This window comes from Bacillus clarus, from assembly GCF_000746925.1.
Taxonomy (GTDB): domain Bacteria; phylum Bacillota; class Bacilli; order Bacillales; family Bacillaceae_G; genus Bacillus_A; species Bacillus_A clarus.
On the sequence record NZ_JMQC01000008.1, the window covers coordinates 1210401 to 1225078 of the forward strand.

The 14678-nt window shown below is 35.9% G+C and carries 15 protein-coding genes; 2 read left to right on the forward strand and 13 right to left on the reverse strand.

All coding sequences use genetic code 11. From position 1 onward, the window contains the following. The first annotated feature begins 219 nt into the window (after nucleotides 1-219). A complete protein-coding gene (locus DJ93_RS07000) occupies nucleotides 220-510 on the forward strand; it encodes an ArsR/SmtB family transcription factor (protein ID WP_000894376.1) in 291 nt (96 codons plus the stop codon). Between the two features lie 148 nt (nucleotides 511-658). On the opposite strand, the gene DJ93_RS07005 is transcribed toward DJ93_RS07000, so the two are convergent. Then, a complete protein-coding gene (locus tag DJ93_RS07005; protein ID WP_042979892.1) occupies nucleotides 659-1771 on the reverse strand; it encodes a class I SAM-dependent methyltransferase in 1113 nt (370 codons plus the stop codon). 9 nt (nucleotides 1772-1780) lie between these two features. Next, complete coding sequence (locus DJ93_RS07010; protein ID WP_042979894.1) at nucleotides 1781-2410, reverse strand: MBL fold metallo-hydrolase; 630 nt, start codon at nucleotides 2408-2410, stop codon at nucleotides 1781-1783. 169 nt (nucleotides 2411-2579) lie between these two features. On the opposite strand from DJ93_RS07010, the gene DJ93_RS30170 reads away from it, so the two are divergent. Next, nucleotides 2580-2753 carry a DUF2759 domain-containing protein gene (locus tag DJ93_RS30170; RefSeq protein WP_042979895.1) on the forward strand — a complete coding sequence of 58 codons (174 nt, stop codon included), beginning with the start codon at nucleotides 2580-2582 and terminating at the stop codon, nucleotides 2751-2753. A gap of 81 nt (nucleotides 2754-2834) precedes the next feature. Here the strand turns inward: DJ93_RS30170 and glcK are convergent, their stop codons facing one another. The 11 genes from glcK to DJ93_RS07070 all read right to left on the reverse strand — a co-directional run bounded on the left by glcK (nucleotide 2835) and on the right by DJ93_RS07070 (nucleotide 14678). Next, on the reverse strand, nucleotides 2835-3818 hold the full coding sequence (gene glcK / locus DJ93_RS07020; protein WP_042979896.1) for a glucokinase: 984 nt from the start codon (nucleotides 3816-3818) through the stop codon (nucleotides 2835-2837). A 19-nt stretch (nucleotides 3819-3837) separates the two neighbouring features. Beyond that, nucleotides 3838-4038, reverse strand: a complete 201-nt coding sequence (locus DJ93_RS07025) for a YqgQ family protein (protein WP_042979897.1) — start codon at nucleotides 4036-4038, stop codon at nucleotides 3838-3840. Nucleotides 4039-4139: 101 nt separating this feature from the next. Beyond that, nucleotides 4140-4718: a 5-formyltetrahydrofolate cyclo-ligase gene (locus DJ93_RS07030; RefSeq protein WP_042979898.1), complete on the reverse strand. Its 579-nt coding sequence runs from the start codon at nucleotides 4716-4718 to the stop codon at nucleotides 4140-4142. A 123-nt stretch (nucleotides 4719-4841) separates the two neighbouring features. Next, nucleotides 4842-4991 carry a 50S ribosomal protein L33 gene (gene rpmG / locus DJ93_RS07035; RefSeq protein ID WP_012095458.1) on the reverse strand — a complete coding sequence of 50 codons (150 nt, stop codon included), beginning with the start codon at nucleotides 4989-4991 and terminating at the stop codon, nucleotides 4842-4844. 70 nt (nucleotides 4992-5061) lie between these two features. Beyond that, complete coding sequence (locus tag DJ93_RS07040; protein ID WP_042979899.1) at nucleotides 5062-7416, reverse strand: sugar phosphate nucleotidyltransferase; 2355 nt, start codon at nucleotides 7414-7416, stop codon at nucleotides 5062-5064. A gap of 269 nt (nucleotides 7417-7685) precedes the next feature. After that, a complete protein-coding gene (gene phoU / locus DJ93_RS07045; protein WP_042979900.1) occupies nucleotides 7686-8342 on the reverse strand; it encodes a phosphate signaling complex protein PhoU in 657 nt (218 codons plus the stop codon). Nucleotides 8343-8424: 82 nt separating this feature from the next. Further along, on the reverse strand, nucleotides 8425-9240 hold the full coding sequence (gene pstB, locus DJ93_RS07050; protein WP_042979901.1) for a phosphate ABC transporter ATP-binding protein: 816 nt from the start codon (nucleotides 9238-9240) through the stop codon (nucleotides 8425-8427). Nucleotides 9241-9268: 28 nt separating this feature from the next. Next, nucleotides 9269-10135: a phosphate ABC transporter permease PstA gene (gene pstA, locus DJ93_RS07055; protein ID WP_042979902.1), complete on the reverse strand. Its 867-nt coding sequence runs from the start codon at nucleotides 10133-10135 to the stop codon at nucleotides 9269-9271. 1 nt (nucleotide 10136) lies between these two features. Further along, nucleotides 10137-11087, reverse strand: a complete 951-nt coding sequence (gene pstC, locus DJ93_RS07060; protein WP_042979903.1) for a phosphate ABC transporter permease subunit PstC — start codon at nucleotides 11085-11087, stop codon at nucleotides 10137-10139. A gap of 27 nt (nucleotides 11088-11114) precedes the next feature. Continuing rightward, on the reverse strand, nucleotides 11115-12032 hold the full coding sequence (locus tag DJ93_RS07065; protein WP_042979904.1) for a PstS family phosphate ABC transporter substrate-binding protein: 918 nt from the start codon (nucleotides 12030-12032) through the stop codon (nucleotides 11115-11117). Between the two features lie 525 nt (nucleotides 12033-12557). Then, nucleotides 12558-14678 (reverse strand): peptidoglycan D,D-transpeptidase FtsI family protein, encoded by a 2121-nt coding sequence (locus tag DJ93_RS07070; RefSeq protein WP_042979905.1) that lies wholly within the window; start codon nucleotides 14676-14678, stop codon nucleotides 12558-12560.

Consider the following 14678-nt stretch of genomic DNA (forward strand, 5'->3'; position numbering starts at 1 on the left):
TATATCCATATCTTTCAATTTTTAAAACGGATTAAAAATTTCACTAAAAAACATCTTTTTACAAAACCGTACAAATTTATCTACTTTATTTACATCAGAATCTCTTTTCTTACAATTTCTTTACTTTAGGACATTTTTTCTGCAACAACTGTTTTCTTTTCTTTATTTTTTTGGTATGTATAGTATGGTATCATAGCTCACACGGAGGTGGAAAAGAACATGTTAGAAACCTTTCAAAAAGAATTAGAACTATATGAGAATAACGCAGAATTATTGAAAGTGTTAGCTCATCCTGTTCGCTTATGTATTGTAAAGGGATTAATTGAACGTGGTCCAAGTAACGTTTCAACAATGTACACAGGCCTAAACATGCCACAATCCACAATTTCACAGCATTTAGCAAAATTAAAAAGTGCTAAAATCGTTTCTAGTGAAAGAAAAGGATTGGAAATCTACTACAAAGTCGAAAATGAAACGATTATTCAACTCGTTCGCGTATTACTAGGTTAGGGACCATTAGACAGAGAAAAAGGACGTATTCTATATTTTCCATCTCATATCTTTAATATAAATATATATCATGAGAGAAAATATATAATGCTACATACTAAAAGTCGTATTTAAAAACAAGACACAGGATGTTCCTGTGTCTTGTTTTTTATATGTATAAATAGCGATTTAAACGAAAATGTTGCATACTTTTCTTTTGTATAACAATATCGAAAGCATTTCCCAATCCCTCATGCAAAATCATAGAGCGGACTGCACGATTTACTTTCTGTTTCTCCGAAAAAGGATCAGAATCTTGATGGCTAGCAAGCTGCTCTACTATTCCTGCTGCTAGTAAAAACTCGCCTTGCTTTGTATGCCATATCGTATCAATACCTTGCATTGCAAAAGCTTCTTTCATCTCGTCCCAATGAATATGTGTCGTAATATCCATCTCTCCTGGATATGCGAGAGGATTTCGAATAAGTGTATGATTGTAATATCCCCTTAAACTCCCTTCACAATGTGCAGGATGCATCCATTCCTCCCTTGTATATCCATAATCAACCGTGATGAATAACCCTTTCTTGAGCCACTTGGCCATCTCTTGTACATATTTTTCCATGGTGATTGATACTTCAAAACGCTGTCCTTCAGAAAGCTGCAGACGGTACTTTCGTAAATATCGTTCGATTCTCTCTTCTATCGGTCTTACTATTTCGGTAAGTTTTCCTTCTGTTGTATATGTAATCCGTACTTCATACAAAATACCATTCCGTTTCTCTATTACTTCAACAGGAAACGCATCAAATAATTCATTTGAAAAAATAATCCCTTGAAAGGAATCTTCCATATCTTCATAAGACGTATACTGAGAAACATTAAAAAATGAATGAAGTCGCTCATTTTGCAATTTCCTATGAAAAGGACTTAATTCAATTATAGAATAGTGTAGTGTTGCAAAGGTTTCTGGAGATAACTGTTTCCATTCTTGTAAAAGATCATACGCGAATCTTCCTGTCCCCCCACCAATTTCACAAATATTCGGAGGAACCTCTCCATTTTCAACTAGTCGAATAAAGAACTTAGCAAATGTCTTTGCAAATACTGAAGAGACATTACTACTCGTGAAAAAATCACCTTTCCTTCCAATTTTTTCACGTTCTTTCATATAATATCCATACTTCTCATCATACAATGCGAGACTCATATACGTACTATATGAAATCGAATAATCCTTTTCTTTCCCCATCCATTCTCTTAATATAAGCTCCATCCCCATAATAACTCCTTATTGTAAAAATGGGTTATTTTCTTTTTCAAATCCAATGCTTGTTTCAGGGCCATGCCCACATAGTACAGCTGTTTCATCTGGTAATACAAATAATTTTTCTTCAATGCTTCCAATTAACTCAGCAAAGCTTCCACCAGGTAAATCTGTTCTTCCAATACTCATTTGAAATAATACATCACCAGAAAACACAGCATTTGCCTCTTTACAATAGTAAGAAATGCTTCCCGGGGAATGTCCTGGTGTCTCGAACATTTCAAATGTAAACGAACCAATTGTTAAAGTTCCCTCTTCATCGATAATATGATCCGCCTGTTTTGCTGTAATACTTCGATTCATCATAAAAATTTGAGAACCATTTACGGTCGCATCTCCTAACCAATCAGCTTCCTCTTTATGCACATATACAGGAATACGAAACGCATCTCTGACAGCATCAACAGCACCAATATGGTCAAAGTGAGCATGTGTTAATAAAACAGCTATTGGTTTTAACTGTGCCTCTTGTAAATATGTAACTAATTTCTCACCTTCACTACCTGGGTCAAAAATAATACACTCCTTTTGATCATTCGTTAAAATATAAGCGTTTGTTTGTAATGGTCCTAACGGCATTTGTATCCATTTCATTTGAAAATCTCCTCCAGTTATTAAACTTACTTTCATGATACAACATTTCTTTGTTCTAGGAAAAGAAAGGATGCTATCTCGACAATCATTTCTAAAACATGTACAATATAAAAGAATAAATATTCTAAAAACTCAATCGAAAGAATGAGAAGGCAGAGGGGGATATTGTATGGGTCTTGTTATCATTTTTACGTTAGTCACTCTGTTAGCTGTATTCGCTACCCTTAGAACACTCCGTGAAAAAAACTTACTCGCGAGTGGCTTCGCTATTGCAACCGTACTCGTTTTCGGATGGTTTACGGTCATGACTGTTCTATATAACGGGTACCCTCCAGCAGCTTAATTCATTTACATTTTTATTCTTCATCAAGATTTCGCATAAAAAGAGGAAGGGGCTCCCCTTCCTCTTTTCATCATTCACCACTTATATCATCTTTGCTTCGTACTTGTGCTTTTTTACAAGCCAAGCTCCACCAATTACACCCGCATCATTACCAAGCGTTGCAATCGCTAGCTTTGTACTCTTCACAGCACGTGAGAATGCATATTTCTCAAAGTAACCTTGAATTGGTTGTAGTAATGCATCACCTGCTTTAGATACACCGCCACCAATTACAATTTTCTCTGGGTTTAACGTACTAGAAAGATTCGCTACAGCTAGCCCTAAATAAGAAGCTACCTTCTCTACAACTTCACCAGCTAATGCATCACCTTGTCCAAGTGCTTCAAACACATCTTTTGATGTAATTTGCCCTTCTTCCGCTAGCATAGAACGTAATACACTTTCCTTATCTGTTTCTTGTAGTTTTTGCATAGCTACACGTACAATACCAGTCGCAGAAACTACTGTTTCTAGACAGCCAGATTTCCCACAATTACAAGGAAAAGCATTCTCTGTAACGACTGTAATATGTCCAATTTCACCAGCAGCACCGCTTACACCATGTACAATCTCACCGTTTGCGATAACACCACCGCCAACACCAGTTCCAAGTGTCATACAAATTAAATCTTTCGCTCCTTCACCAGCACCTTTCCACATTTCACCAAGTGCTGCTAGGTTTGCATCATTATCAATTACAACAGGTAATCCTGTTTCCAATTCTAATAAGTCTTTTAGTGGATAGTTTTTCCACCCTAAGTTAACCGCCTCATAAATCATTCCAGAAGCTACATGCACAGGACCAGGCGCTCCCATACCAATACCAATTAACTTACTTTTTAATTCGTCTAGTTCTTCTAACTTTTTATCAATTGCTTTTGCTACATCTAGTGTAATATGTTTTCCTTGTTCACTTGTATTCGTTGGGATCTCCCACTTATGTAAAATTTCACCGTATACATTAATGAATGCTAATTTAATCGTTGTCCCACCAAGGTCAACACCAACTAACCACTTTTCTTCCATTTTGCTAACCTACCTTTATCTATTTCTTACTCATCTCTTTTTGAATCTCTTGCTTCAGTAAAAATAAAGCTACTTGATAGTCTTGTGGATCGATCAGCTGTGATTGATTTAATTCACGTAGCTCATCTTGCATTAATTGTAAATCAGCGATTCGATCACCTGTATAAATGATCGTGCCAAATTTTTTTAGCAATTGCTGAATATCATAAACCGATATCATTTTATCACCCTCTATGCTCACTTATTATAAAAATATAATAAGAAAACGTTCACATATTTTATTATAATCAACAAGAAAAAGTCTCGTCAATTTTTATTTGTCTATACAAGTCCCTTTTGAACAAATGTTTCTTTTTCTGTAATAATTTTTTGTACCTTTTGATCGAATGGTTCAATCGGAATATCATTCACGATTTGAAAATCAAAAGCTAATGATAGCGTTTTCCCTTTATACTGCACAAGATAGCGATCATAATAACCACCGCCATACCCTATACGTTCCCCTCGTCTTGTATAAGCCACCCCAGGTACGAAAAGAAGGTCAATTTCGATTGCCATTACTTCCTTTGTTAACGTAGGGATTGGTTCACGTAAGCTCATATATACAGTTTCTAATTGAGCAAAATTGTTTATTTGGCGGAATGTCATTGTTCTTGTCTTTCGATTGCACTTTGGCACAACAACTTTCTTGCCTTCTTGCCACGCTTTTTCAATAATGACATATGTATTTACTTCATGTTCCATTGAAAGAGTAATGCCAATTGTTTCTGCTTCCATCCACTCTTTTTGTTCATACAGCGAAACTGCGATTTGTTCCGATAAAGTTGTATACTGTTCTTCTGATAAAGAATTCATGCGTTCTATTATTTGTTTACGTAAACGTACTTTTTCCTCTTTCACACTCTTCTCCCCCTTTTACAGTGACACTTTACTCTACTAAGATAGTTTATCACTTTTAAATAAGGGCTGCATTACGAAGAACTCGTACAAAAAAAAGAAACAGTAGGAAAATATTCCTACTGCTTACTTTGTTTCACGGTGTAACGTAGACTTCTTGTCACGCTTGCAATACTTTTTAAGCTCAAGACGCTCAGCGTTGTTACGTTTATTTTTCTTTGAGATATAGTTACGATCTCCGCATTCTGTACATGCTAGAGTAATATTCACACGCATTCTTATTTCCCTCCAGTCACTAATAACTTAAATCAGACTATACTATAATACCACTTTTAAAATAAAAATTCTACACCTTTTGATATTGTCTAATTTTTTCTATAAGATTTTTCATGTTTTCCCTTGCTATTACTGGGTTTCTCGCATGTGAATACACTAAAAATTTTGGGTGTTTTGCATCAGAAACGATATAAGACCACTCATTTTCCGTATATTTAAACTGAACTCCTTCTGATACTTTTTCCTCTTTTCTTTCTATATCTCGCAATAACATTCCCATTACTTTCCCTTTTTCTTTCCACGAACATATAACTTCATCACATAATAAGTAAAGAGGGCGAGTTTTCTCTAACATAATTGGTAATGTTTTCCCTTGTTTAGCGATTAACTCAAATAACTTTCCAATTCGATATAAAATATCTCTTTTCCATCTCACTTGAAAAGAATTTTTTTCATCATGCGTATAAAAAAGAAGGTAACATTCTCCTAATTTAAGAGACATTGGATACATATTTTCTGTCGTTTCAAGTAATAAATCTGGTATATCTATTTCTTCAAAATTCGTACCTTGGTAAATACTACCGTAGTTATCATATAATTCAAATCTATCCCCTTGTTCGTAAAACATAAGAGCCATATTTGCTTTACTGGATTTCATTAAAGATTTCACATGATCTTTTTGCTCACTTGCATAAATCCATGTAATTGTGCACCCAAGCTTTTGTAAAAAGGACATAAGTAAAGACTGTAACATATCATTCCTCTTATTAATAAGAAGATGAAACGCTTGTTTTTTTATATTTTCAACATCTATCTGTTTTAAAACCGATTCGACATACTGCTCTAAAGAAACATGAACTCTTTTGTTTCGACCAATCTCTTTATTACTTGCATACGGAAACAACTCAGACATATACAATTGTTCAAGTTCTTTTTGCTGTTTATACGTTAACCGTATTCCTTCCTCACCATACAATTGTATAACAATCCCTTTTCCGCTTTCTAACCGGACAAACGCGCCTCCTGCACACGCCAAATCATGAATCGCATATTGGAAAGGGGATCCATTCATTTCCTCGCACTCCATCGTATTTATCCCAACACCGTGAATGGCATGCAAAAATAAATCTTTAAACGAAGTCGCTTCCAAATCTCCCTGACTGCCAATCAGTACATTCTCCCCTTTTTTAAAAAGAGATCCAAAAGCCATTGCAACTTTCACAATAAATTGAGGTGTAATTTCAATATTCCCTCTCCCCATTATTTGGCTTTTCTGGAGCCAACCCGTAGCATTTTCACACTCCCTAACACCTGCTGAACCTACTATAGAATGATTATCAATTACTTTATAAGGCCATAGTTTTCCATTTTGTTTAATGACAGTATTTTTTCCAATATGACAATGATCTGCTACAATGCTTTTTTGAAACAGTGTAACGTCATCTTCAATCATTGTACGTTCTCCAACAGTCGTTTCTAATAACTCACAATACTTTCCGACGTGCGTATTTGCAAAAACAATACTTTTTTGAAGGTGTGTATAACTTGATATAGTACTATTCTTACCAATGATAGAGTACGGTTCAATAACAGCCCCTGTACCAACAGTTACCCCTTCTCCAATAAAAGAAGGCCCGTGAATTTTCGTCCCTTTTTCAATTGTTACTCCTTCTCCCATCCAAACCATCGGCAATACTTCTGTATGCGAAATAGGTACTTTCACTTTCTTCATCAGCAAATCAAATTGAGCTTGTCGATATTGATCAAACGTACCAATATCTAGCCAATAGCCCTCTGCCTTATATGCAAATAAAGCTTTTTTATTTTCTAGTAAAGGAAAAACATCATGACTAAAATCAAAAAAACTTCCAGAGGGAATATAAGAAAAAATTTTAGGATCCATTATATAAATCCCTGTATTTACAACATTAGAAATCACTTCATTCCAACTCGGTTTTTCTATATAACGTATAACTTCTTGCTCTTCGCTCATTACAACTAAACCAAAGGGTAGTGGATTTTCTACTTCTTTTACAAACATTGTCGCCATTCTCTTCTTAAGCCTATGGAATTCAATCCCTTTAGATAAGTCAAAGTCCGTCAATGCATCCCCACTAATGACAACAAAAGGTTCATCTAAAAAGGCTTCCGCTTGCTTAATGCTTCCCGCCGTACCAAGTGGTGGGGAGTCCTCAAAATAATGTAAGTTCACGCCCCATTTACTACCATTCCCAAAATATTGCCTAATAGCGTTACTCATATATTGAACTGTAATCGCAATTTCCCGAATACCATGCTGACGCAACAATTCAATATTGTATTCTAAAACCGGCTTTTCTAATAATGGTAACATCGGCTTTGGAATGTTACATGTTAATGGTCTAAGGCGTCTCCCTTTTCCTCCAGCTAAAATAACCCCCTTCATATACATTCATCCTCCACTTTTGTAATGTTGAACGACTTTGTATACCATATGTATGTCATTTATACATAATTTAAACTCTCTAACTAAAAAGAAAGCGCTTACCAATGTTTTTTAAGTGCAGAAATGAAACAACTCATCTATGTAATTGTTTTATTTTTCCACATTATATTATGATACATCTTATCATCATAAATCGAACGAGACAACGAGCTTTTTTTGTCATGTTTTGACTAAAAAAAGCAGGTGACTTTCATCACCCGCTTTACCTTCTATTCATTTAATAAATAATGCTTGCCTTTTACTAAATAAAAAACATTTTCAGCAATATTTGTAATGTGATCTGCTACACGCTCGATATACCTTGCTACAAAAGATAATTGTGTAATTTGTGTAATTGCTTCAGGTCGCTCAGGGATAGAAGATATAAATTCACGAATGGCTTTTCCATATATTTCATCAACAGAATCATCCATTTCAGCAATTTGTTTTGCAAACGTTAAATTTTCTTGCTCATATGCTTCTAACGATAGATTTAACATTTTATTAGCAATTGCAAACATGTCCTCTATATTATGCAAGCTAGCAGAAATTTCTTTTTCTCCAAGTCGAATTGTTGATTTTGCAATATTTACAGCATGATCTGCAATACGCTCTAAATCTGTTGCTGTTTTAATCGAAACAAAAATCCTTCTTAAATCACTTGCTACAGGCTGCTGTTTTGTAATTAACATAAGAGCAAGGTCATTTATTTCCTCTTCTAAATGATCCATACGATAATCACCATCAATGACTTCCAGCGCTTTCTCTACATTTTTTTTTCGGAGACCCTCCATAGCGAGCAATAAAGCTTCTCTCGCTAACTCACCAAGTTCAATTACCTTTTCTTGCAACGTTTGTAAGTCATAATGAAACTGTTCTCTTGCCATCTTTCTTCCCCCTTAGTCTCTTTTCTTTATATAAAAATAAGAAATGCCCTCTACTAAGAGGGCATTTACTCTTATATAAACCTTAACCAAATCGTCCTGTAATATAGTCTTCTGTACGCTTATCCGTAGGTGTTGTAAATAGTTTATTTGTACCTGTGTACTCCACAACTTCTCCACTTAAGAAGAACGCTGTTTTATCTGAAATACGCGCTGCTTGCTGCATATTATGAGTCACGATGACAATACTAAAATCTTTCTTTAACTCTTGGATCAGTTCTTCTACCTTTAATGTAGAAATTGGATCTAAGGCTGATGTTGGCTCATCCATTAAAATAACATCTGGCTCAATTGCTAAGCAGCGTGCAATACATAGACGTTGCTGCTGTCCACCGGATAAGCCATACGCATTATCATGTAATCGATCTTTTAATTCATCCCAAATAGCAGCCCCACGTAAACTTTTTTCAACAATTGCATCAAGCGTCTTCTTATCACGAATACCGTGAATTTTTGGGCCGTATGCAACATTTTCATAAATAGATTTTGGAAATGGATTTGGTTTTTGGAATACCATCCCAACATGGGTACGTAATTCTTCAACTGGGTACGACTTATCAAATATATTTCGTTCTCGATATTCAATTACTCCTGTTGTACGAACGATGGGTACTAACTCAACCATACGATTCAATGTTTTTAAGTAAGTTGATTTCCCGCAGCCACTTGGCCCGATAATTGCTGTCACTTCATTCTCATGAATGCTTAAGTTTATATCTTTTAAAGCATGATCTTCCCCATACCATAAGTTTAAATTTTTCGTATCAAATACGACTTTCTTTGGCATTGTCTCAATATCTTTTTCATTTTTCACTTGTACATTCACTACTGTTGCAACCATTTGAATTCCCCTTTCATCCACTTCCAACTTATTTTCGATTTCGTAACCATAAGACGATTGCATTCATAACGAGCAACAATCCTAACAAAACAAGCATGCCCGCAGCTGCTACATGTTGAAACTCTTCTTGTGGTCTACTCATCCAATTAAAAATTTGAATCGGTAAAACTGTAAATCTATCAAACATGTGAATCGGAATATAATTCGCAAATGCGAGCGCCCCGATAACTAACAATGGTGCTGCTTCTCCAATTGCCCTCGAAAGCGCTAAAATACAGCCGGTTAAAATTCCTGAAAAAGCAGTTGGTAATACTACTTGATACATTGTTTGCCACTTTGTAGCACCTACTCCATATGAAGCCTCTAGCAATGAACTTGGCACCATACGAATCGCTTCTTGACTCGCCACAACAACAGTTGGTAAGACAAGCAAACTCATCGTAAGCGCTGCTGCTATTATGCTCTCTCCTAACTGAAGACCATATACAAAGATGGTTAAGCCAAGTAATCCGAATACGACGGAAGGTACACCGGCTAGCGTTTGAATATTTAGCTCTATTATTTTTGTAAATGTAGATTCCTTTGCATAATGCTCCAAATAAAGCGCTGTTCCGATTCCAAATATAAAAGAGACCGGTATGACAATGCTCATAAATAATATTGTTCCTGATAATGCGGCAGCAATCCCCGCTTGCTTCGGATTACGAGAAGCAAAGTTCGTAAAAAAATCTATCGAAAGATTACTAATCCCTTTCTCAAAAACTTGATATAACAATACGAAAAGTATTACGATTGAAAACAACATTGTTATATAAAAAATCAACTTATATATTCGATCCTGTAGAAAACGCGATTCCATATTTTCTTTTATTTTTTTATGGTTTAACATTCGCATATTATATCGCCTTCCTAAAACGGCGCATAATTTGCTGCGAAACGATATTCATAATAAGCGTAAACATAAGTAGCGTAGCTCCTACAGCATACATGCTATAATATGTCATCGTTCCATAAGGAGCATCACCTAAGCTTACTTGCACAATATAAGCTGTTAACGTTTGAATGGAATGCGTTGGATCTATTGATACATTCGGTGTTGAACCACCTGCAATGACAACAATCATCGTTTCACCAATTGCCCGAGAGGCAGCTAATACAACAGCTGCCATTATCCCGCTAAAAGCTGCTGGAAATACGACTTGTTTTACCGTTTCAAAACGCGTTGCTCCTAAGGCTAGCGAAGCTTCTTTTACACCCTTTGCTACAGCTCTCATTGCATCTTCAGACAGAGAAGCAATCATTGGTATCATCATAAATCCAATAACAATTCCCGGACTAATTGCATTAAAAAACTGTAAATCTGGAATAATCCGCTGCAAAAATGGTGTGACAACCGTTAATGCGAAAAAACCATACACAATTGTCGGAATACCTGCTAATAACTCCAACGACGGCTTTAACACTTTTCTAGCAGTATTTGAAGCATACTCACTTAAAAATATCGCACATCCTAGACCGATTGGAATGGCTACTGTCATAGCAATTGTTGTGACAAGAACAGTTCCACATATAAGTGGTAATATTCCAAACTTCGGCTGCTTGAAAAAAGGTAACCATTCTTTTTCAGTGAAAAAAGAATGTAAAGGTACTTTTTGAAAAAACATGATTGTTTCATTTGCTAACATCACAATGATTCCAATCGTCGTTATAATAGAGACGCTAGCAATTGCCTTTAGCAATAACGGAACTATTTGATTGATTCGCTGCGTTTTTTTTCTTTTTTTTGTATTTCTCTCAATCAAATGTTGTACAGAAAATGTAATTTGACTTTTGTCATTACGAGCCAAAGATGAAAACCCCTTTCCACCCTGACATTATCTTTTTATTTCTGTTAACATCCGCAGCTGTTCATTATATTTTTCTTTTGGCAACTTCACATAGCCAACCTCTTCAGCAAGATTGCCAACATGCTTCATCATAAACTCAACATAACTTGCTACATTGCTTTTATTTTGAATTGAAGCATGGTTCACATAAGTAAATAGTGGTCTTGATAGCGGCCTATAGTTACCAGATTGAATTGTCCCTTTTGTCGGAAATACACCATTTACTTTTATTGCTTTCACCTTATCCCGATTAGCTATATAGTAAGCATATCCTACAAATGCAATTGCATTTTTATCATTCATTACTCCTTGCATAATAACTTGATCGTCTTCTGATAAAGAAACCGTTTTTGCAAGGCGATTATTTTGTAAGACGACATTTTGAAAGTAATCATACGTACCAGAGTCTACACCTGGTGCATAAAATTGTACTTGTTCACGTGGCCAATCTGGATGAATATGTGACCATCGTTTTACTCTTCCATCTTCACTCCATAATAGACGTAACTCTTCGATCGTCATATTATTTACCCACGTATTTTGCCGGTTCACAACGATTGTAAGACCGTCATAGGCAACTTCAAGCGGGGTAAACTGGATAGAGTTTTTCTTCATTACATTCTCTTCCACTTGTTTCATCGAACGTGAAGCATTATTTATATCCACTTCTCCTTTACCGAAACGATGAAAACCTCCCCCTGTCCCAGATATACTAATAGAAATTTTCACGCGTGGATGTTTCTTTGTATATTCTTCTGCCACTGCCTCCATAATAGGAAAAACTGTTGAGGATCCATCAACTCTCACTTCTCCCATTTCACTCGAAGCAGATACAGTAGACATGTACAAGAAAAAGGAACATGTCGATAGTGTCAAAACCTTAATCGATACACTTATCCATTTCACGCGTTCTTCCTCCTAGAAGTAACCGGAAATAACAGGATTACAGATATAAGAATACTGCCAAACTATTAATCCGGTTTTAATTGTTTGTAAAAGTTTTGTAAAGTTCAACAAAAAGTATTGTATATAAATACAACTATAAAACGACATAAAAACCTTCTTTTTAGACGAAAGAGAAGCTCTAGCCATGCAAAGGAGCAAGCTCCCTTTGCATAGCTCGCGAAGAAAACGTGAGAAAGTATGGTGGGATTTTTTACAAAGTAGCGACTTATATGTAAAAAAACAAACTGGATTTATATAGTGCATTGAAACTTTCTCCACTCTTTGAGCCCTGAAATAAAAACATCCCCCCTAATCCGAGACGCTCATTAATGATTTTCTTCACTTTCCATTAAGCTATTTCCACTAACTCTTACATCATGTGCTTTTTTCAGCACTCTACGCTTGTCCACATTTACTAAAACATATGTATAAAACATAAAAAAAAGCACACTATCTTTGCAGATAGTGTGCCAAATTTACATCTTTTTATTCATCATCTTGTTTTTTTGATTGCTTTCCGTTTTCATCTTTTGAAACTTCACCAGTTACTTCTTGCTTCTTCAACTCAAAATAAGCATCCATAATTTTACGACCAATGTCTCCATTAATCCCTGTTTTGTCATCATGTACCCATGGAACAACGACAGAAAATGCAACTTCTGGATCTTCAAGTGGCGCATAACCTACTAATGTTAAATTGTAAGTTTCAACACGCTCACCGTTTGCTTTTTTACCAATCTCTTTATCTCCACCATATACGGTTTGAGCTGTTCCTGTTTTTCCTGCAGCTTTATATTTTGCACCCGTAAAGTATTTCGTACCTGTACCACCAGGTTCATTAAACACTTGTCTAAACCCTTCTTGAACACGTTTAATTTGATCTTCAGGCATATCTACACGGTTTAAAACTTTTGGCTCCATTGATTGAACAACTTTTCCAACTTCATCTGGTTTAGCAGCTGGCTGACGAATCTCTTTTACTACTTGCGGTTGCATACGGTAACCGCCATTTGCAATTGTAGAAACGTATTGTGCTAATTGAAGCGGTGTATACGTATCATATTGCCCTATTGATAAATCTAATAAGAAACCTGGCTGATTACCTGTACCTCTTTGTCCAGCAGTTTCATTCGGTAAATCAATACCTGTTTTTACACCAAGCCCAAATTGACCAAAATAGTAACGCATATCATTAAATGCCTTTTGTGGTATATCTAACGTACCACCTCTCACATATGGCACTCCAGCAATATTCATTGCTGTTTTAAACATGTAAACGTTAGAAGACATTTTTAAAGCCGTAAGGTCATTAATATATCCCATCGTTTTCCATGATGCTTTCATTGGTGTACCTTTTAATTTAATCGGTTCATCAAGTTGTACCGCACCAGGTTGAATCGCTCCTGTTTGATACCCTGTTAGTAGTGTTGCACCTTTTACAGTTGATCCCATCGGATAAGAACTTGTCATCGTTCCTAAGGCGAAATCTTTAACCTTTGTTTCGCCATCTTCGTTAACTAATTGTTTCCCTGCCATAGATAAAACTTCACCATTTTTCGGGTTCATCATTACAACGAATGCACGATCTAAAAGCGGTTCTGCTCCTTTATAACTCATTAAGCTTTTTGAAAGGATCTCTTCCACACGCTTTTGTAGTTCCATATCAATTGTTAAATTCAGATCATTTCCGCGCTGACCTTGCGATACATTGACCGTTTCTAAAATATTACCCTCTTTATCTGTAATATTTCTTACTTCCGCCTTTGTACCGTGAAGGCTATCTTCATATTGTTGTTCAAGATAACTCTTTCCGACGCGATCATTACGATTATAATCACGAACGAGGAAGTAATCTAATCGCTCTTTCGGCAAACCTTCATCAGCGCTTGTTACACCACCAAGTACACTGCGGAACATATCATCATACGTATATTTTCGGTCCCAGTCGACATTTGTATCAACACCTGGCAATAACGCTAAGTTTTCACTAATAATCGCATATTCTTCAGGTGTTGCTTGTTTTTTTATTACCTGCGGCGTCATTGCATATCCGCCGTCCATTTTACTTTTAATCGCAAGTAGTTCTAAATCTTTTGCTGTTAATTGATTCATTTCTTCCTCTGTCACACGATTTCGTTGACGTTCAGCAACTTCTTTATCATCAATCTTTTTCTCTTTAAGCTCTTCTCGATCTTTCTTTGTGATTTTCGCTTTTGCCTCTTCTTTATGCATAGAAAGCCAAAAATCTTTTTTATCACGATCTGTTAACTTATCTGTTGGTACTTCAATCAAATCTGCAAGTTTTTTCGCTGTTTCCAAGCGATCTTCTGCAGTTGACCCCTTCATTTTCGTAAATGTAATCGTACGAACAGGATCATTATCTACTACCGCTCGTCCATATCGATCAAATATTTTCCCCCGTGGCACCGGATTACTTATCGTTGAATTTTCTTTTTTCTCAACTTCATTTTTGTACTCTTCACCACGAACAATTTGTACGTATCCAAGCCTTACAATAACCGCGGAGAACATTAAAAATACACAAAAAAACAACACGTTTAGCCGAAACGGAACGTGGGTCTTTTTCTTTGTCTTCTTCTTGCTCAT